Here is an 18,624-nt window from a genome sequence, read left to right as displayed (position 1 = left end):
CATTCAATTTTAGTAACCATACTAAGTTTTTAATATTAAGTTGTCAAACACTAACCAAGTTATTTTAAAGTTTTCAAGTACGCTACAATATCTTTTAAATCCTGTTCAGATAAGTGAGCGTAAGGTGGCATCTTAGAAGTTAGATTGCCCTTCTCATCTTTTATATACCAAGTGTACATATCATTATTTGGATAAGCTCCGTTTTTATCTTTCTCAGCGGATTTGTTATAGTGTCTGTTTATGTTAAGGTTTCTAATTACAACATCGTTTGGATTTACTATAGATTCTCTTAAGTATGCAGGGTTGGAGTATCCTCCTATTTTTGAAAGGTTAGGAGCTAAACCTTCGGGAGCTGTAGTTTGGTCTGCAAATCTATGACAACCATTACATCCGTTTTGAATCATAAGCTCTTTTCCTCTTTCTGGATTACCTATCTCACCGTATCCCCAAGAAATGTATTTTAAGTAGTTAGGGTCTACTTTTGCATTACCCATTTTTATAAACTTCCAGTTAGATATAACTTTATTTCCATCTCTGTTTAAAGAATCACCGTCCCATATTGCAAAAGATACTGGAACCATTCCAGAAGCAAGGTTTAAATCAGCTGTTTTTATAAGTTTTTTAATATATGCTATCCATTGTTTGTTTGCATCGTCGTACTTCATTGTAAAGGTATAACCTTTTTCTTGAATTTCTGTTAAACTTCCAAAACCTTCAGCTATAAATGCTTTTTGATAATCTCTTCCTTCTACAGCTTTCTTTAAGTAAGTCATAACAGGATGCTTTGTATCTCCCATTCCTATGTAAGCAAAGGTTGTTCCTTTACCATACTTTATCGGAAACTGGACAGATACACCATCTCCATACTTATTTGTAGCCATAGCAGGCTGGACTGACTTTGTTTCATCTTTCCACTTTATTAATATACCTATTTCCTTTTGGTTATAACCTATGGAAACTTCTGCTTCTATTGGTTTTTGTTCTTCTATTATTTTTTTAGCGTTTGCATCATTTAAAGCGACTGAATATTGTTGGTATAAAGTTATTTTTTTTGTAGGAGATGATAAGAGGCTTTCTTCTGTTATATTTGCAATTTGTTTAGCTTCTATAACATCATCTTCAAACTTATCTGTACCAGCGTTAGAAGATATTATTAAAGTTGATAAAGCGAGTAAAGATAAAGCTTTTTTCATTATTTACCTCCTTGTTTTGATTAGTTAAAATAACGGGCAGGATTTTCCTGCCCTGAGTTTTTAATGACCTTCATGTTTTTCTTTTTGTGGAAGCGGTAAAATCTTTTCATGGAATGTGTAGTCTTTGATCTCTACTCTTTGAGTGTTTGACCCTTGTAAGTATCTTTGGTCTATTACTTTGAAAAACTCTGAACCTTTAAGACCTTTTTTAGCAGCTTCTTGTTGATAATAGTTATTGTCAAGTCTGAACATGTCTCTGTGGGAGTATGCGATAAGAATATCCATTAGCTCAGACTCTTCTCCTCTTGATCTTTTTTCCATTTCTTTTCTTAAAGTTTCAAGTGCTTGGTGAACTTCTTTTCCAAATAAGAGCTCTAAATACTCCATAGGAATTCTTTTTGAATCTTCTATAGGAGCCATATTATCATCAAATTTTGGTGGTTCAAATAATGGTGGAACATAGTAAACGTTTGGTTGAGTTCCAAAGTCTGGTCTAAGTGGTAAGGCAACTTTGTATTTATGAACTAATTTATAAACTTGTCCTTCTTCGTCATCTAAAAATCCTACAAATCTTATTCTACCTACACACTGGTGAGCACAAGCTGGAGGTAAACCTTTTTCTACCCTTGGGAAACAGAATATACATTTTTCAGATTTAGATATTTTAGGGTTAAAGTATATTTTCTTGTAAGGGCATCCTGCTATACAGTATCTATAACCTTGACATCTTTCAAGGTCAACTAAAACTATACCGTCTTGTTCTCTTTTAAATATAGCTTCCCTTGGACATGCAGCAAGACAACCAGGGTTAGAACAGTGGTTGCATATTCTTGGGATGTAGAAGAAGTAAGAGTTTGGATACTCTCCTCCTCCTACATCTTCATCCCAGTTTGGTCCCCATTCTAAATTGGATTTAGTTTGTAAAAGTGAACCGTTGAAAAGTTCATCGTGGTTATAATCCCACGGTACTCCATAGTCTAATACCATATCTGGAATAATACCATCTCTTAAATTACCGTCTTGGTCAAAACCACCACCAGCTTCCATCCAGTTTCTTGGATATCCAGCTCCAGGATGTGTTTCAACGTTATTCCAATACATATATTCTCTTCCGTTTCTGTTAGTCCATTGTGTTTTACATGCAACTGTACAAGTTTGGCAACCTATACATTTATTTAAATCCATTACCATTGCAAGTTGTCTTTTTGACATCTAAATACCTCCTTAAACTTTTTCTATATCAACGGAAGTTTCGTAAGCATGCTGGTTACCATCCCAGTTTCCACCAAACTTAAGATGTCCCCAACCATCTGAAAGCTCTAACAGGTTTAAAGGTGATGCTACAACTTCGTTGTGTCCTTTTCTTCCTTTGTAGAAGAATGGTTCCCAACCGTGTTCAAGAATTATTGCATCTTTCGGACAAGAAGGGTATACCTTAGCCATTGCGTAAAATTCACCTATAGAGTTGTAAATTCTTATTTCATCACCGTCTTTAATGCCTTTTTTCTTTGCGATTTCAGGGTTTATCATTACGTAAGGTTTTCCTCTTTGAAGTCTAAGGAGAATAGTTGATGTCTTATATGTAGAGTGGATTGACCATCTTGCGTGTGGTGTCATAAGTACAAATGGAAACTTTCTTGGTCTAATAGGTTCTTTTGCTGTTGGGACATTTGCACCTTCCTGTATCCATAAGTCATCATCTACGTAGTAAGTTATTCTTCCAGATAGAGTTTCAAATCTTTCATAAAGGTAGAGGTTGTTTTCAAATACGTTATATGGTTTATCTGGATATAGAGGTGAGGATTTTCCAGCTTTTTCGTTTAACACTAAATAACCACCTCTTTTGAACATAGATTCTATTGTGTTAGGTTTAAACTGGTCTGTGTTTTCAAGAGCAAGCTCTACAGCATCTCTATCGTCTCTAAGTTGCCCATTTATCGTATACTCGTCAACTAATGTATCAAGGTCTCTGTATCCAGTTTTTGAAAGTTTTGGGTCTGGTATTTTGATGTATTTTTGATCTCCTGTTTCTTTGTATTTCTTCATCGCAATTTCTTGGATTTTTTCAACAATCATAGTGCAGATTTCCCACTCAGATTTAGCCTCTCCAACAGGTTTTAGATTTGCAGGTGGATGTGCTAAGTTTGCAAATCTATGGTATCCTGGGTTTGTCCTTAAATCCCAAACTTCGTAGTGAGATTTCGCTGGTAAAAGGATATCTGCATAGTTTGCAAAATCTGACATTCTAAAATCTACATAAGCTATAAATTTAGCTTTTTCTAAAAATGCTTTTTTATAAGAAGAACCCTTATTTCTTCTAAATCTTGCGTCTGCAAATAGTAAGAATGTCTGAACATCGTTCCAGTAAGACTTTCCGTGTCCTATTCCTTTATCACCTTCGGATTTTGAAAGCATCTCTTCAACTTTCTTCTTATACTCATCTTTTGACATTCCCATTGCTTGTTTAAACGTATCTTCTTCGTAGAGTTTGTCAAAGTCTTGCATCATATTACCAAGGACAAACTCACTTACGAATCCTGAGGCAAATCTTTCCTTATATTTACCAGCAAATCCAGATATTTTTGCCAATCCAGATATTGACCACTCATTCTCAGAGTTAAATCCACCGTAAGGTCCAAGTCTTCCACAAAGTGGTGTAATAGACGCTATAGCTCTTTGAGCTAGCATACCGTTAAAGTATTTACCAATTGTAAATCCCATAGATATAAACGCAACTTTTGGAAGTGCTATATCTCTTGCAAGTTGCTGAACTATTTTTGGATGAACGTTTGTTAGCTTAAATGTTTTTTCAGCTGGGAATTTTGCAGCTTCTGCTTTTAATAATTCAAAAGCAGGTGTAACTTTAACTTTTGAACCATCTTTTAGTTTTACCTCGTAAACACCTTCTAAAGCAGGGTCTATATCCCATCCAAGGTCTTTTAATCTTAATGTCTTAATTGGGTTTCCTTCAGAACCGGGCATTATCGTAAACTTACCGTTTTTAAGGTTGTAAGATAAGAACACTTCATGCTCTTCAAATTCTTTTCCATGAGCTTTTTCTTCCATATTGTGGAATATCTCTTTATCAAACATAGGGTCATTTTTATCTATGTCTGATAGTCTTAAGAGTTTTTTGTTATCAAGTCTTACTAAGAAAGGTAAATCTGTAAATACTTTTATAAAGTTAGGTTTATAAAGTTTTTGCTGGATTATTTCGTTTATTATTGACATCGCTAAAAATCCATCATATCCTGCTCTTACAGGTACCCATAGGTCAGCTCCCTTTGCTGTTGCGTTGTAATCTGGAGTAATAACTATAACCTTTCCACCGTTGTATTTACCTTCCCAAACCCAGTGAGCATCTGGAATTCTTGTTTTGTTAGGGTCTTGCCCCCACCAAATTTGAACGTTTGCAGTATAAACAAAATCGTAAGAGAACCCAATATTACCTTCACCATATACTAAAGACACTCCCGGGAACATATCACCAACGTAAGAAGCTATGTAAGGTCTTACAGCTCCAAGCAGAGTTCCAAGTCTTTTACCTGATGCTGCTCTTGCTTCTGTAAGCATACCTGCACCAACGTGTATGTAGTTTCCTTGAGGACCAACAGTTAACATAGTTTCGTATATTTTCGTAGCAACTTCTGTGATAGCTTCATCCCAAGATATTCTCTTCCACTTACCTTCTCCTCTCTCTCCAACTCTTTTCATAGGATAGAGGATTCTGTCTTTTTCATACATAACTTGAGAGTGTTGAACACCTTTATTACATCCTCTTGGATTTGCATCTGGTATTTTAGGATTTAAAAGAGGATAATTAGCTGCTTGGTTTTCCCTTGTTACTATACCGTTTTGTACCCATACGTCCCACGCACAGTTACCTTGACAGTTTACACAGTGGTAAGCTGTTCCGTGTTCTTCTTTCTTTCCATAAGTGTATGCAAACTCTTTTCTGTACATATTTTCTACAAAAGATGAGTTAGGATATGAAGCCCTTGGATCCTCTATAATCATAGCCTTTGATTTCGCAAAAGCCTCAGTTGAACCAAGTCCTAAAGCTGTACTTGCTACTGACATACTTTTTAAAAAGTCCCTTCTTGATAAAGCCATTACTTTACCTCCGGTATTATTTTTTTATAAACATCCACCACCACCACCTGCTTTAGGTGGAGTGTACTCTCCAGACTCATCAGGTAATCCGGCTTCTTGCCATGCTTTCATTCCACCAGCCAAGTTTTGAGCGTTTGTAAACTTTTCAGCACACTTTTTAAAAATCTCTGGATTTCCATCTGCTGAGATAATAACTGTATACATGTAAGGATTTATCCTTTTCTTAGCTTCTACTAAATATCCTTGGTTCATCTTTGAATCATCACAGTTAGGATAAGGTAGAGCTCCGGGTATCCTTGAGTCCTCATACCCACCTACTTCATCACTTAAAGTTAACTCTCTAACATCTATAATTTGTACTTTTATCTTAGGATTAGATAATTTTTTGTATAATTCTTCTGCTGTTATAGGTATCTGTTTTTTAAGTTCAACTTCTTTCTTACCAAAGGATATTAAAACAATCGCAAGAACCAATATTATTGCTACATAAATACCTCTTTCAATTTTTGGACTCATTGTTGACCTCCAGTTTGAGTTTGAACTTGAGACACTTTAGCGTCAAGCTCGGATACATGCTTTTTAACACCAAACACTGAAACAAGCAAAACCACTATAGCAATCCAAAAAAGTAATCTTTCTGTCATACTCATCTTACTCACCTCGTTAGTCATAAACTTCTTCAGATTCTTTTTTAGCTTCTACAAATCTTGACCACCTACCAAAGTAGATTAGGTTTGCAGTTAAGACCCCTACTACAAAGTAAGTAGCAGACATTGCCATACTACCAATAGAAAGTGTAGGATATGCAGCTAAAAACGCTCCTGTTGTACAACCACCACCTATTAAAGCTCCTAATGCTAAGAACAATCCCGCAAAGAAAACCAGAATCATCCTTACGTATGGAATTGGAGTAACCTTTGCAAAAGCAGGAGGAACAGGGTCAAACTTAAATCTACCTGATATTATGGCAGCTAAGAATGCTCCCGGTAAAACACCTAATATTAATCCTGAATGCCATATTATCCCTTCATTAACCTGAGGAACAACATTTGATATAGGATGTCCTATTAAATGGGAAATCCAACCTATTAAAGCAAGTAATGCTCCTGAAAAACCTAAATACTCTCCTTGAGCTGTAGCCCATGCAATTATTGAACCCGCAGCCACACCACCTATAGCCCAGTGCCATTCATTTTTTATAAGATTAAAACTTGTTTTCTCTTGATAAAGTTTTTTAGCTGGGTCTAACCAGTCTGCGATTAAAGCAAAAATTAAGAATAAAATACCCCATGCAACAGCTAATGGACCGTAAGGAACTCCTAAAACACCATAAAGTGTTAAATCTTGTCTATTACCTAAAATACCTGCTTCTATTAGAGAAGGTTGAATAGCGTTGTAAATAATAACACCTAAAACTAAACCAACAACCCCTGCAGCTGATATAAATTTACCAGCTCCTACCCTTGCAACACAAGTTCCTGGACAAAAACCGGCAGAAGCCATAGCAATTCCAAACATCACACCACCTATAAGGTGTGCCACACCCATATACGGCATTATCCTTGGAATAAGGTTTGTAGACTCAGCAAATCCAAGAATATCAGCAAGTCCATAGATTATTGAAGCTGTAGCTATGCCAGTAAATGCAAACTTCATAATTTTTAAGTCCCTTAAAAGAAGCATACCTTCAACGCGAGAATACCTTACAGCTCCAACTTTAAAGAGGACGAAACCAAATAAAGCACCTGTTATGAGACCCATTATAAGATGATTTGTATGTTCCATGATACTAACCTCCTGAAATTAAATAAGAAGGCTGGCAAAAGCCAGCCTTGATTGATTACTGTTCTAAAGGTAAAGATTTATCATTACCCCATTCGTCCCAAGAACCAACATAAACTTTTGCTTTAGGATATCCTGCTAGTTTTAAAGCCGCAAATACGAAAGAACCTCTTCCAAGTCCTACGTGACAGTAAGAGATAACTGTTTTATCAGGAGTAATTCCAGCTCTTTCAAGTTGTTTTTTGATTTGATCTACAGGTTTAAATATAGGTTTGTCAGGTTCACCGTTAGGGTTAGCTGCAAGTTTTTTCCATTCAAAGAATTTAGCCCCAGGAATGTGTCCACCTCTTTCAACTTGCTTGTGTTTTCCAGGAGCTTCCAATGCTTCCAATAGAGTTTTACCTGTGTATTCTTCAAATCTTCTTGCATCAAGTATCACATAGTTAGGTTCTTTTGAAACCTTTAATACTTCATCTTTTGTAGCTAATATATCTTTTCTTACTTTTACAGTAAACTTACCAGGAGCTGGTTTTTTAGCAGGTCCTGTTTCTACAGGTAATCCTTTTGCTTTCCAAGTAGCAAAACCACCGTCTAACATTTGAACGTTGTCAACTCCGTATAAGTAAAGGAAGAACCATACACCAGATGCGTTAGGTCCTTTACCATCGTCATAAGCTATTACGTGAGAGTTGTTGCTAATTCCAAGCTCAGATATGAACTTTTGTGCAGTAGATTCACACATAGGAAGTCCGCCACACTTTTTAATGTCAGAGAGGAAGTGAATGTCGTGAGCGTAAGCATTTTGAGCTCCTGGAATATGTCCTGCTTGGAAAGTTTTTGGGTCATCACCACACACAAATACTGCTTTTCCAACCAAGTCTTTTGCTTGGTCTACAGAGATGAGTAAATCTGCAGCTTTTGAAGTTGCTGCTACTGTTAAGAGTCCTGCTGCTGCGAGTGTGAAAACTTTCTTCATTCTAAAACCTCCTATTAAAAGATTTGAATATTAATATGACCTAATATTTTCAAGTTGTCAAACACTAACCTAAATTAAAACGTAGTTATAAAACTTATTCCTTTAAAAAAGGAGATATGCAATTTTAATGCCAATTATTAAAGAATCTTAATATTATTAATTTTTTATAAACTTAAAGAGTTAATAAACACTAACTCTCTGATAATTTAAAAAAATTAAACTATTTAAAAATTAAATAAGCCTATTTCAATTTGAAATCATCTGATACCTATTGAAAATGTTATAATAGTTAATTATTAAACTTTAATAAGGGGTATTTATGGAAGACATTAAAAAAATTCCTATAGAGGAAGAAATAAAAAGTGCATACATAGACTATGCAATGTCTGTTATAGCTGGAAGGGCTATTCCAGACGTTAGAGACGGTCTTAAACCCGTCCAAAGAAGAATTTTGTATGCAATGTACGAACTTGGACTACTACCAAACAAACCTTATAAAAAATCTGCGAGAGTAGTAGGTGAGACTTTAGGTAAATTCCATCCTCACGGAGATACTTCCGTTTACGATGCACTTGTTAGAATGGCTCAAGACTTTACTATGAGATACCCACTTATAGATGGTCAAGGAAACTTCGGTTCAATAGATGGAGACCCTCAAGCTGCAATGCGTTATACAGAAGCAAGACTTACAAAACTTGCCGTTGAAATGCTTGAGGACATAGATAAAAATACCGTTGATATGATACCAAACTTCGACTCATCGTTAGAAGAACCGACTGTTTTACCTTCAAAGTTTCCAAACCTTATATGCAACGGAACATCTGGAATTGCAGTTGGACTTGCTACAAGTATTCCTCCTCACAACTTTACAGAAGTTGCAGAAGCTCTAAAATACCTTGCTCAATTTCCAGACGCAACAGTTGAGGAGCTCTGTCAGTTCATAAAAGGTCCAGATTTTCCAACTGGTGGAATAATAACAAACTCTCACGAAGAAATAATAGATATATACAAAACAGCAAGAGGTTCCATAACAATAAAAGGTAAAGCAAGGATTGAAAAACTGCCCGGAAACAGACAAAGAATAGTCATTTACGAGATACCTTATCAAGTTAACAAAGTAGAACTTATAAAAAAGATAGCAGAACTTGTTAGAACAGGAAAAGAAAAAGGTATATCAGATTTAAGAGATGAATCAGATAGAACGGGTATAAGAATAGTTATAGAACTTAAAAGAGATGCAAACCCAGAAAAAGTATTAAAAAAACTATACAAAAGTACTCCTCTTGAAAAAAACTTCCCTGTTAACCTTACAGTCTTAGTAGATAAACAACCAAAAGTTTTAAGCCTAAAAGAGATACTCCAAGAGTTTATAAAACACAGACTTGAAGTTATAACAAGAAGAACGCTGTTTGACCTTGAAAAAGCAGAAAACAGACTCCACATAGTAGAAGGTTTAATTGTAGCCTTAGAAAATGCTGATAAAGTAATAGATATAGTGAGGTCTTCAAAAGATACATCACAGGCAAGGGAACTTTTAACAACAAGATATAACCTTACAGAAACTCAAGCAAACGCAATTCTTGATATGAGACTTGCAAGGTTTACAGCTTTAGAAACTAGTAAGTTAAAAGAAGAGAAAAAAGATCTTGAAAGTCAAATAGAAAACTATAAAAAAATCCTTTCAAGCGAAGAAGAAAAGATAAAAGTCTTTATTAAAGAGATGGATGAAATGCTTTCCAAATACTCTGATGAAAGAAAAACTACCATATCCGTGGAAAAAGAGCTAACCTTTAAAGAGTACTTTATGTTTGCTGTAATGTCCTCAGGAAAAGTCTACAATCAGAAAGTAGATGAAAATATCGATAAAAATGAAATCTTACAAAAGATAGTAAATAGCATTTCCTTAAATTCTGTAGAAGGGGAAAAGATAATTTCTATCCAAGAAGTAGAAAGTTCTAAACCTGTTGCATTCTTTACAAAAGAAGGAAAAGCAGATTGGAGCCTTGTTATAGACCTTCCAAAAGGAGAAGGTAAGTTAAAAGTTGATTCAGAGATTGTAGGAACAATTTATCAAGGAGAAGGAGAAGAAAACAGAGTATTCTTAATAACTAAAAAAGGTATTATAAAAAGAATGTTTGATGAAGATATTTTCTACAAATCCCATAACCATACTGTAATGCCTTTAAATGAAGGAGATGAGTTAGCAGTTGCTATAGCAGACCAAAATCCTTCTTATATAGGAATATACACAAAAAATGCTGACTTATTACTTTTTGAAAGAAATGAAGTTAGAGTAACGGGAGATAAAGCAAAAGGTGTAGAAGGAATAGATTTAGACCCTTCTGATGAAGTTGCAGGATCATTTTTGATAGATGGGCATAACTACATTTTAGTTGCAACTTCAAAAGGTTATATGAAATTAGTTGAAAAGTCTGAGTTCCCTATAAAGAAAAGAGGACAAAAAGGTTTAATGGCTATAAAACTTGATAATAAAGATGACTATGTAGTCTCTATGATTCCAATAGATATAGGTGAAGAGGTTTTAATTCAAACAAAACACGGAAAATTACTAAAAATTAAAATAGACCCATCTATAATACCAATAGGAAAAAGAACATCTGCTGGAGAAAATAAATTTAACTTTGAAGCTGACAGTATAATGAAAGTTATAAAACTACCAAAATTTGAAGTAGTAGAAAATGATAGTTAAAGCTCTTTACTTTCTGGGCATAATTATAGGTTTGTATGCTATTTTCAATAACTTGCCCTATATCTTTAAAGTAGATTTTTCTGACCCTACTTTAGCATTTGGAAGAATCTTAATTTCTTTGTTTCCAGTAATAGCTGGAGCTGTAATAGTTTACGTTTCAGCTTACAATCTGTATCTAAGTTTTAAAAACAAACCTGATAGGAGGTGAAAAATGGGAAAATATGACGTAGTAATAGTTGGCGGAGGACCTGCAGGACTTTCCTGTGCTTTAACCCTTGCATCTGCAAAGGGACACTTTGAATGGGGAGAAAACAGAAAATACTTAGTGATTGATAATGATTCATCTGACTTGCTAAAAGCTCAGCTTTATAACGTACCCGGACTTCCACAAGGAATACTTGGAAAAGAAAGTCTGGAAAACTTAAAAAAACAAGCTCAAAGCTACGGAAATGTTGACATTGTTAATGGAAGAGTAGTTAAAGTAGAAGGTGAGTACAAAAACTTTAAAGTAATTACAGAAGATGGTAAAGAGTATTTAGCTGATATAGTTGTGTTTGCAACAGGATTCCACGAGTTTAACATAGAGTGTGAAGGTGTAGAAGTTATAGAAAACAAAAGGTCTCCAAGACCGGGTAAAATCCAGCTAAAAGTTGATGAAGATAACAAAATTAGAGAAGGTCTCTACGCAGCAGGGTTGATAGCAGGTGTTAGTACTATGTACGCTTGTGCAGCTGGAAGTGGTGTTCAAGTGGCGTGCAATATACAGGCATTATGGGCTGGCAAAAACGTTGTTGTTCACGATGTACCAGATGCTAAGTAATATAAATCAGGAAGGCATCTGCCTTCCTTTATAGAAATTATTCTTTTCTTCAAGCCAGTCAGGATGGTCTATTAATGCTTTAACTATATCAGCAAAAGTCTTTATTTCGTATTTTTTCATTTCTTGCTCAAGTCTCTCTTCCAAAGTTATACCCATATTAACGTCTTCAGCAACAGCTTTTATTATATGTATTTTGCCCTTTTCAACAACAGTGTTGTTATTGTTCTTACTGGAATTCCTGTAGCTCCTTTTGGATGATAATACCAACCTGAAGTATGGTGGGAAGGTCCTGCTATATCTATGTGTACCCAAGGTATTTTAGGGTCTACAAACTTTTCTAAAAATAGTCCAGCTGTTATTGCTCCTCCATATCTTGTGGTTCCTACGTTGTATACATCTGCATGAGGTGCTTTTATCTGCTCTCTAAGTTTATCGTTAAAAGGAAGCTGCCACATCCATTCTCCAGTTTTTTCTGAAATCTTTAAAACTTCGTTTATAAATTTTTGATTGTTGCCCATAACTCCAGCTGTAAACTCTCCAAGAGCTACTACACACGCACCAGTTAAAGTAGCCATATCAATAATTGCATCTGGTTTTAACTCTGATGCATAAGATAAAGCGTCTGCAAGAGTTAATCTTCCCTCTGCATCAGTGTTTCCAACTTCTATCGTTACTCCGTTTTTTGCCCTTAATATATCATCTGGTCTGTAAGATTTTCCACTTGGCATATTCTCAGCAGCCGCAACTATACCGTGGACTGTTATATTTGGTTTTAACTCACCAATAGCCTTAAATATTCCAAGGACTGCACAAGCTCCAGATTTATCTGTTTTCATCCATCTCATAAAGTCTCCAGTTTTTATGTTAAGACCACCACTATCAAACATCAATCCTTTTCCAACTATCGCAATTTCACCTTCTGATTTTTTAGGTTTGTAAGTTAGATGTATAAATCTTGGTGGATTTTCACTACCTTTTGCAACTGCAAGGTAAGCTCCCATTCCCATCTTTTCTATTTCTTCTTCATCGTAAATTTTTATTTCAAAACCATACTGCTTTGCTAAGTTTTCCGCGATTTCTGCAAATTGAACTGTATTTATAACGTTGGCTGGTTCATTTACAAGGTCTCTTGTAAAGTTTTGGGCTTCTGCTAAAACTTTTCCTATTTCTACATATTTTTTTAATACATCTTTATCAGCTTTTTTAGAAACGTTTATTTGAATTGAGTTTACTTTGAAGTCTTCTTTCTTTGTAAAATATTTATCAAAACTGTAATTTCCTAAAATAGCACCTTCTGTAATAGACTGAACAGCTTCTTTCAAATCTACATCTTCTAAGTTTAAATCTAAATCAATAACACAGTCAGATGCTTTTATTGATTTTAACTTTCTAACAGTATTAGCAGAAAGTTTTCTTAAAGCATCTAACTCAAATTTCTTTTTAGAACCAAGTCCTGCCAAAACAACATAGTCCGCTTTTATCTTTCCCAAAGTAGGGACTACTAAAAAGTTATTTTCTCCAGCTTTAAACTTTTGAGATTTAAATAAATGTGATACAGCTCCCTCTAAAATGTTATCAATTTTTTCAAGATTGCCAGAAAACTTTTTTTCTTCTTCAAATAAAGGAAATACTAATGCATCTGTTTTTACAGACTCTAACTTCTTTGAAACTACATCTATTTTCATAGATTACACCTCTAAGATGAATTTTTGAGATATTATAAAGATTTTTAAAAAGATTTTCAATGAATTTAAAGAAAAAAAATAAATCCCCCTTTAAGGGGGATTAGATGTTATGCAGTAGCTGGTTGTCCTTCTAAAACTTCTACTTCAACAGTTTCGCTTTGCCATAAACCGTGTTTTGTACAGTAGCTCATAGCATTTAATCTTAATTTGTCTTTAGTTGGAACAATGTAAAAGTCTACTTCTGCTTGGTTTGGTTTGTTTCCAAGAGAACCTGGTGTAAAAGTTGCTTGTCCAAGTAAGGTATCTCCATCCCAAAGCTGAACGTAAGCTATGTAGTGATCAAAGTCGTCTGGGTGTACATACTCATTTCCAACTCTTACTTTAACTTTTAACTTTTGACCTTTTACAGCTTCTCCTTCTACATAAACAAATGGTGAGTGTCTGTCAATGAAGTCTCTCTTCGCTTCTTTGTCGATTTGTGAAATGTCTACGTAACTATTAACTTTTGGCATTTTTATACCTCCTGTTTAATTTGATTTTTTATCATAATATATTTTATCTTACACTTTATACTTTGAATAATGACGTTAATCACTTGCATATAATGACCGTTATCATAGATAAAGGCATTTTAGCAACTTAAACTTACTAAAAATCGGAGGTAGAGTATGGATAGAAGAAATTTCCTTAAATTATCAGGCTTGTCAGCTTCTTTAATTTTAACAGATAACTTGTTTGCTATGGAGATTTTAGAAAGAGAAGAAAAAAAATCAATTAAATCTAAATCAGGAGGTAAAAAGATGAAAGCAGTAAAACTTCAGCCAAAGGATCATTTAAAACCAAAAGGTCTGGTAGGAATATCAGACGATCAGATTGAAGTTCATTTTGAAGCTCATTACAAAGGGTATGTTGCTAAGTATAATGAGATACAGGAAAAGCTTGCTTCAAATTTTGCAGACAGGTCTAAAGCAAATCAAAACTATTCAGAGTACAGAGCTTTAAAGGTAGAGGAAAGTTTTAACTATATGGGAGTCGTTCTTCACGAGCTTTATTTTGAAAACCTTATAGCAGGTGGAAAAGGCGAGCCTTCTCCCGAGCTTAAGAAAATGATAGAAGAGTATTTTGGTTCTGTTGACAACTGTATCAATGAGATAAAAGCAACAGGAATAGCCTGCAGAGGTTGGGCTACTTTATCCTATGACCTGTACAACAAAATTTTGGTTGTAAACGGTTTTGATGCCCACAATCAATATGGATTTGTTTACTCTGTTCCACTTGTAGTGCTTGATGTTTACGAGCATGCATACTACGTAGACCAGAAAAACAAAAGACCACCCTACATAGATGCGTTTTTCAAAAACTTAAACTGGGATGTTGTAAACGAAAGATTTAATAAGGCTGTTAAGTTTTAATTATTATCTTTGATTGAAAACTTCAGTGGTGTTATAATCACCGCTGGAGTTTTTGATTTTGATAAGTTTAAAGTTGAAGAAAAATAATCAAAAAATATAGAATTTAAATTTTACAGGGGCTTTGAAGCCCCATTTTCTATATTAACCACAAGAGAAAGAGTTTCCACAACCACAAGAACCTGCAGCGTTAGGATTCTTAATAGTAAATCCACCGCCCATAAAGTCCATTACGTAGTCTAAAACAGCACCATTTATGTAAGGTGCGCTAAATTCATCTATAGCTATTTTTACTCCGTGTTCTGCTTCAACGACTTTGTCGTTTTCAGAGATTTCATCGTCAAATCCCATAGCGTATTGGAAACCAGAACATCCACCAGGAACAACTCTAACCCTTAAAATAGGGTTTTCTATTTGGTTCTCGTCTGCTATTCTTTTGATTTCTTTAGCAGCCGTTTCTGTAACGATAAAGTTCACTGTTTGTGTTTGCATCACAACAACCTCCTAAATAAATTTTCTAATAAGTTATCCTATCTAATTTTATTTAGTTATGATATCTGTCAGAAACTCATTAAATAGTATATTCCCGTTTTAGGTTTTTCTATGAAAATTCCAAATTTTGATTTTAGAAGTTCTTCTAAAAGTGGTTTTGGTGGTTTTATTTCAACAACTGGAGCATCTTCTGGAAGTTTTCCTAATTTTCTTGCCTCTCTTACAGCATCTTGAATGTTTCCAAGTTTATCAACCAAGCCAATTTTTTGAGCTTCTCTTCCACTAAATACTCTGCCATCTGCGTAAGTTTTTAAAACTTCTTTCTTTATTGGTCTATACTTTACTATTGCGTCTAAAAATTGGTCATACACATCCATAACAGTTTTTTCTAAAATCTGTCTTTGTTCTGGTGTAAGTGGTTTTGTAGGGTATAGTATGTCTTTGTTTTCTCCACTTTTAACTGTATTTACCTTTACACCTATCTTGTTTAGAATCTCGCTTAAATCTACTTGTTGGATGATAACGCCTATACTTCCGGTTATCGTCCCTGGGTTTGCATATATTACGTTAGCTGGTGCAGATATGTAGTATCCTCCAGAAGCTGCAACATTTCCCATAGAAACGACTACTGGTTTTTTCTCTCTTAATTTTTCTATAGCTCTGTAGATTTCTTGAGAAGCCCCTACAGCTCCACCCGGACTGTCAACTGCAATAACTACAGCTTTTATAGAATCTTCTTTTTCTGCTTGGGATATGTTAGAAACTGTTTCCATATGATCCATAATAGTATCGTTAACTCTAATAAGAGCAACCTTTGGTTTAGATGCTTCTCTTATAGAGGATATGATATAAAAGGCAATAAATACTCCTACTAAACCTATTAAAAATTTCTTTAACATAACTTCCTCCACTATCAATAAATAACTAAATTATCTCTGTGTATAACTTCTTCAACGTCCTTTCCAAGTATTTGGGAAGCTTCTTTTGTTTTTAAACCTTTTATCTTTTTTAAATCTTTATAACTTAAGTTAATTATTCCTTTTCCTATAACTATATTTTCTTCGTTTACGATAGCTACAGTGTCTTTTGGATTAAAAATTCCTTCTACTTCTTTAACACCGCTGGGAAGTAAACTTTTTCCTTCTTTAAGTGCTTTTTCAGCTCCTTTATCTACAACTATTCTACCTTTAGGATGGGATAGAAGGGCAAGCCAGCTTTTTTTTCCTGACATTTTCTTTTTCTTGGAAGGATATATAAAAGTCCCTACTTCCTGACCATTTAAAACCATGTCTATAATACCGCTTTTTTTCGGTACAATCATCACTGGAATAGAGTGTGATGTTGCTATCTTTGCAGCTTCTAACTTACTTCTCATTCCGCCCGTTCCAAATGTTGATTTTGATGATTTTGCATAGTTTAGTGCATAGTCTACGTCAAAGACTTCTTTTATAAGCTGTGCGTTAGGACTTGATGGGTCGTCTGTGTAAAGTCCCCCTGCAGTTGAAATTATTATAAGTAAATCTGCATCTGCCAAAACAGAAACGTGGGAAGAAAGGTAGTCATTATCTCCAAAAACTATTTCTTCTACAGCTATTGCGTCGTTTTCGTTGATTATAGGAATAACTTTATATTCAAGTAGTTTATTTAACGTTTCTTTTGCGTATAAATATCTCTTTCTCTCTTGTAGTCCTTCTATAGTAAGTAGCATCTGACCTATTATTAAATCTTTTTCTGAAAAAATTTTGTCGTAAATTTGCATAAGGTATGCTTGTCCAACACTTGCTACTGCTTGTTTTTCTGTAATTGTTTTGGGTTTAGATGGCAGTTTTAACTTTTTTACACCAGCTAAGACAGCTCCTGAAGAAACGATAATAAACTCTTTATCTGGATAGTTTTTTATCTGGTTTGCAAGGTCTTTTATAAAGTCTGTATCTATATCATTATCTTTCTCAAGTATTTGAGAACCTATCTTAATAACTATCCTTTTTGCTTTTTCTATTAATTTACTTTTTTCCATAGGTTTATCCATTTTTTGCAAAGATAAGATATCCTGTATGGGCTACCATTCTGTCATCTGGACGAAGTCTGTCTGGAACTGGTTTATAACTTCTAAGTAAAATCTCTTCTACCTCTAAATCTAAAAAGTCTAACCTTTTTAACTCTTTTAAAATTTCAACAACTTGGTTGGTAGTTGGGACTAAAAAACCTATTACAGCTCCTTCTTTTAATACAGATTTAACATTTTCAATATACAGCCAAGGCTCTTTAACGTCTATAAATGCAGCATCAAAATCTTTCTCTTGTATCGGCTGAGATAGGTCTTGAAGATGAGGAATAACAATATGGTCTAACTTTGCAAGTTTTAGGTTATTTAGTGCATTTTTTAAAAATTTTTCTTCTTTTTCATAAACGTATATTTTTCCATCTGGATTTAGTGCGTTAGCCATCACCATTGTAAGAGCTCCGCTTCCTATTCCAGATTCTAAAACCTTCATTCCAGATGTAAGCCCAAGTTTTAAGGTGATATAAGCAGAGTCTTTTGGATATATAATTTGAGTGTACCTTTTTATGCCGTACATTATAAGTTCATAAAGGGTGGGTCTTAAAATGAGAAACTCCTCACCTTTGTGGGTTAGGACTGTATCTCCGAAATTTTTTCCTATAATATCGTTAAATTTTATAGTTCCTTTATGGGTAGAAAATTCTTTATCTTTTTCTACTATAACAAAAAATGAGTCTTTTTTACCTTTTAGATGGACTGTATCGCCTTCTTTTATCATTTCTTATGAGATAGAAGCTGTATTGATAACTCTTTGTTGTTGTATAGGTCTATTGAGTAGTTATCCCAAAATACACAAGTTCCTCCTGCTATAAAACATCCTCCAGAAGAGTCTTGGTATCTTGCAAATAGTATTTTATCTTTACCAAGTAGAGATTTTGCAGTGTCTTCTGCGTAAATAATAGGCATAACATTGTTGCCTATAATTGAGAGGCTATCTGTACAAGCAAGTACAACTTTATTTATACCTTTTTCTTTCATCTTTTGGCTTGTTTTTGTAGTAGTTATAAGTAGATTGTCGTTATCGTAGTTATTAACATCGTCAGTAATGATGTCCCCGTTAAACTTTATTCCAAACCTTTCTGCCATTGTGTTGCAAGTGTCTGCTATTCTATCTTCGTTTTTGTAGTATGCAAATATACCTACTTTTTTTCCTTTTTTAACAAGGTCTTCTATAAAGTCAACTTCTTCTTTTTTAAAAGGAATTTCTGGATAGTTAAAGATAATAACGTCGTAGTTAGCAAACTTTTCAAACTCATCAACTTCATCTACCAATATATCATTTTCTTTTGCATATCTTTGAAGTTTTGAAAAGTAGTAATGGTCTGATATTATAAACTCTTGATGGGTAGTACTCCACGCAACTTTAACCAAAATTAACCTCC

General features: G+C 34.4%; 19 protein-coding genes. 4 read left to right on the top strand and 15 right to left on the bottom strand.

Annotated elements, in window-relative coordinates:
• Positions 1-59: 59 nt before the first annotated feature.
• The 7 genes from Q385_RS0104570 to Q385_RS0104540 are packed head-to-tail and all read right to left on the bottom strand — an operon-like array spanning position 60 to position 8,064.
• Positions 60-1,193, bottom strand: a complete 1,134-nt coding sequence (locus Q385_RS0104570) for a c-type cytochrome (RefSeq protein WP_028950534.1) — start codon at positions 1,191-1,193, stop codon at positions 60-62.
• A 60-nt stretch (positions 1,194-1,253) separates the two neighbouring features.
• The gene (locus Q385_RS0104565; protein WP_028950533.1) at positions 1,254-2,405 is read right to left on the bottom strand and encodes a DMSO reductase family iron-sulfur subunit; all 1,152 of its coding nucleotides are present in this window, start codon (positions 2,403-2,405) and stop codon (positions 1,254-1,256) included.
• Positions 2,406-2,417: 12 nt separating this feature from the next.
• Positions 2,418-5,306: a molybdopterin-dependent oxidoreductase gene (locus Q385_RS0104560; RefSeq protein WP_028950532.1), complete on the bottom strand. Its 2,889-nt coding sequence runs from the start codon at positions 5,304-5,306 to the stop codon at positions 2,418-2,420.
• Between the two features lie 24 nt (positions 5,307-5,330).
• The gene (locus Q385_RS0104555) at positions 5,331-5,822 is read right to left on the bottom strand and encodes a rhodanese-like domain-containing protein (protein ID WP_028950531.1); all 492 of its coding nucleotides are present in this window, start codon (positions 5,820-5,822) and stop codon (positions 5,331-5,333) included.
• Positions 5,819-5,956 (bottom strand): hypothetical protein, encoded by a 138-nt coding sequence (locus Q385_RS09395; RefSeq protein WP_169733168.1) that lies wholly within the window; start codon positions 5,954-5,956, stop codon positions 5,819-5,821. Before Q385_RS09395 ends, Q385_RS0104555 begins: the two co-directional genes overlap by 4 nt.
• Before the next feature lie 13 nt (positions 5,957-5,969).
• Positions 5,970-7,091, bottom strand: a complete 1,122-nt coding sequence (locus Q385_RS0104545; protein ID WP_028950530.1) for a YeeE/YedE thiosulfate transporter family protein — start codon at positions 7,089-7,091, stop codon at positions 5,970-5,972.
• A gap of 55 nt (positions 7,092-7,146) precedes the next feature.
• Positions 7,147-8,064, bottom strand: coding sequence for a sulfurtransferase (locus Q385_RS0104540; protein WP_028950529.1), 918 nt, complete (start codon positions 8,062-8,064; stop codon positions 7,147-7,149).
• Between the two features lie 319 nt (positions 8,065-8,383).
• Between Q385_RS0104540 and Q385_RS0104535 the strand changes: the two genes are divergently transcribed.
• The 3 genes from Q385_RS0104535 to Q385_RS0104525 are packed head-to-tail and all read left to right on the top strand — an operon-like array spanning position 8,384 to position 11,594.
• Positions 8,384-10,774 (top strand): DNA gyrase/topoisomerase IV subunit A, encoded by a 2,391-nt coding sequence (locus tag Q385_RS0104535; RefSeq protein WP_028950528.1) that lies wholly within the window; start codon positions 8,384-8,386, stop codon positions 10,772-10,774.
• Entirely contained in the window at positions 10,764-10,982 is a 219-nt protein-coding gene (locus Q385_RS0104530) for a hypothetical protein (RefSeq protein WP_037919631.1), read from the top strand. The genes Q385_RS0104535 and Q385_RS0104530 overlap by 11 nt, the downstream gene beginning before the upstream one ends.
• Before the next feature lie 3 nt (positions 10,983-10,985).
• Positions 10,986-11,594, top strand: coding sequence for an NAD(P)/FAD-dependent oxidoreductase (locus tag Q385_RS0104525; RefSeq protein WP_028950526.1), 609 nt, complete (start codon positions 10,986-10,988; stop codon positions 11,592-11,594).
• A 6-nt stretch (positions 11,595-11,600) separates the two neighbouring features.
• Here Q385_RS0104525 and Q385_RS09305 read toward each other — a convergent pair whose 3' ends face one another.
• The 3 genes from Q385_RS09305 to Q385_RS0104510 form a co-directional block, all read right to left on the bottom strand.
• Positions 11,601-11,750, bottom strand: a complete 150-nt coding sequence (locus tag Q385_RS09305) for a hypothetical protein (RefSeq protein WP_156925198.1) — start codon at positions 11,748-11,750, stop codon at positions 11,601-11,603.
• A 26-nt stretch (positions 11,751-11,776) separates the two neighbouring features.
• The gene (locus tag Q385_RS0104515) at positions 11,777-13,279 is read right to left on the bottom strand and encodes a leucyl aminopeptidase (protein WP_028950525.1); all 1,503 of its coding nucleotides are present in this window, start codon (positions 13,277-13,279) and stop codon (positions 11,777-11,779) included.
• A gap of 107 nt (positions 13,280-13,386) precedes the next feature.
• Entirely contained in the window at positions 13,387-13,791 is a 405-nt protein-coding gene (locus Q385_RS0104510) for a desulfoferrodoxin family protein (RefSeq protein WP_028950524.1), read from the bottom strand.
• Between the two features lie 288 nt (positions 13,792-14,079).
• Here Q385_RS0104510 and Q385_RS0104505 point away from each other — a divergent pair, with 288 nt between their 5' ends.
• Entirely contained in the window at positions 14,080-14,691 is a 612-nt protein-coding gene (locus Q385_RS0104505) for a superoxide dismutase (RefSeq protein ID WP_028950523.1), read from the top strand.
• 141 nt (positions 14,692-14,832) lie between these two features.
• Here Q385_RS0104505 and Q385_RS0104500 read toward each other — a convergent pair whose 3' ends face one another.
• The 5 genes from Q385_RS0104500 to Q385_RS0104480 form a co-directional block, all read right to left on the bottom strand.
• Complete coding sequence (locus tag Q385_RS0104500; protein WP_028950522.1) at positions 14,833-15,180, bottom strand: HesB/IscA family protein; 348 nt, start codon at positions 15,178-15,180, stop codon at positions 14,833-14,835.
• Positions 15,181-15,248: 68 nt separating this feature from the next.
• Positions 15,249-16,079, bottom strand: coding sequence for a signal peptide peptidase SppA (gene sppA / locus Q385_RS0104495; RefSeq protein WP_028950521.1), 831 nt, complete (start codon positions 16,077-16,079; stop codon positions 15,249-15,251).
• Between the two features lie 14 nt (positions 16,080-16,093).
• Entirely contained in the window at positions 16,094-17,197 is a 1,104-nt protein-coding gene (gene proB / locus Q385_RS0104490) for a glutamate 5-kinase (protein WP_028950520.1), read from the bottom strand.
• 4 nt (positions 17,198-17,201) lie between these two features.
• A complete protein-coding gene (locus Q385_RS0104485; RefSeq protein ID WP_028950519.1) occupies positions 17,202-17,960 on the bottom strand; it encodes a tRNA (adenine-N1)-methyltransferase in 759 nt (252 codons plus the stop codon).
• Positions 17,957-18,613: a hypothetical protein gene (locus tag Q385_RS0104480; RefSeq protein ID WP_028950518.1), complete on the bottom strand. Its 657-nt coding sequence runs from the start codon at positions 18,611-18,613 to the stop codon at positions 17,957-17,959. Before Q385_RS0104480 ends, Q385_RS0104485 begins: the two co-directional genes overlap by 4 nt.
• Positions 18,614-18,624 lie beyond the last annotated feature (11 nt).

Source organism: Sulfurihydrogenibium subterraneum DSM 15120 (assembly GCF_000619805.1).
Lineage (GTDB): Bacteria > Aquificota > Aquificia > Aquificales > Hydrogenothermaceae > Sulfurihydrogenibium > Sulfurihydrogenibium subterraneum.
This window is presented reverse-complemented; position numbering and strand designations above follow the sequence as displayed.

Coding starts and splice junctions, on each gene's coding strand:
- Q385_RS0104570 (WP_028950534.1), bottom strand. CDS start 1,193: ATGAAAAAAGCTTTATCTTTACTCGCTTTATCAACTTTAATAATATCT.
- Q385_RS0104565 (WP_028950533.1), bottom strand. CDS start 2,405: ATGTCAAAAAGACAACTTGCAATGGTAATGGATTTAAATAAATGTATA.
- Q385_RS0104560 (WP_028950532.1), bottom strand. CDS start 5,306: ATGGCTTTATCAAGAAGGGACTTTTTAAAAAGTATGTCAGTAGCAAGT.
- Q385_RS0104555 (WP_028950531.1), bottom strand. CDS start 5,822: ATGAGTCCAAAAATTGAAAGAGGTATTTATGTAGCAATAATATTGGTT.
- Q385_RS09395 (WP_169733168.1), bottom strand. CDS start 5,956: ATGAGTATGACAGAAAGATTACTTTTTTGGATTGCTATAGTGGTTTTG.
- Q385_RS0104545 (WP_028950530.1), bottom strand. CDS start 7,091: ATGGAACATACAAATCATCTTATAATGGGTCTCATAACAGGTGCTTTA.
- Q385_RS0104540 (WP_028950529.1), bottom strand. CDS start 8,064: ATGAAGAAAGTTTTCACACTCGCAGCAGCAGGACTCTTAACAGTAGCA.
- Q385_RS0104535 (WP_028950528.1), top strand. CDS start 8,384: ATGGAAGACATTAAAAAAATTCCTATAGAGGAAGAAATAAAAAGTGCA.
- Q385_RS0104530 (WP_037919631.1), top strand. CDS start 10,764: ATGATAGTTAAAGCTCTTTACTTTCTGGGCATAATTATAGGTTTGTAT.
- Q385_RS0104525 (WP_028950526.1), top strand. CDS start 10,986: ATGGGAAAATATGACGTAGTAATAGTTGGCGGAGGACCTGCAGGACTT.
- Q385_RS09305 (WP_156925198.1), bottom strand. CDS start 11,750: ATGGGTATAACTTTGGAAGAGAGACTTGAGCAAGAAATGAAAAAATAC.
- Q385_RS0104515 (WP_028950525.1), bottom strand. CDS start 13,279: ATGAAAATAGATGTAGTTTCAAAGAAGTTAGAGTCTGTAAAAACAGAT.
- Q385_RS0104510 (WP_028950524.1), bottom strand. CDS start 13,791: ATGCCAAAAGTTAATAGTTACGTAGACATTTCACAAATCGACAAAGAA.
- Q385_RS0104505 (WP_028950523.1), top strand. CDS start 14,080: ATGAAAGCAGTAAAACTTCAGCCAAAGGATCATTTAAAACCAAAAGGT.
- Q385_RS0104500 (WP_028950522.1), bottom strand. CDS start 15,180: ATGCAAACACAAACAGTGAACTTTATCGTTACAGAAACGGCTGCTAAA.
- sppA (WP_028950521.1), bottom strand. CDS start 16,079: ATGTTAAAGAAATTTTTAATAGGTTTAGTAGGAGTATTTATTGCCTTT.
- proB (WP_028950520.1), bottom strand. CDS start 17,197: ATGGAAAAAAGTAAATTAATAGAAAAAGCAAAAAGGATAGTTATTAAG.
- Q385_RS0104485 (WP_028950519.1), bottom strand. CDS start 17,960: ATGATAAAAGAAGGCGATACAGTCCATCTAAAAGGTAAAAAAGACTCA.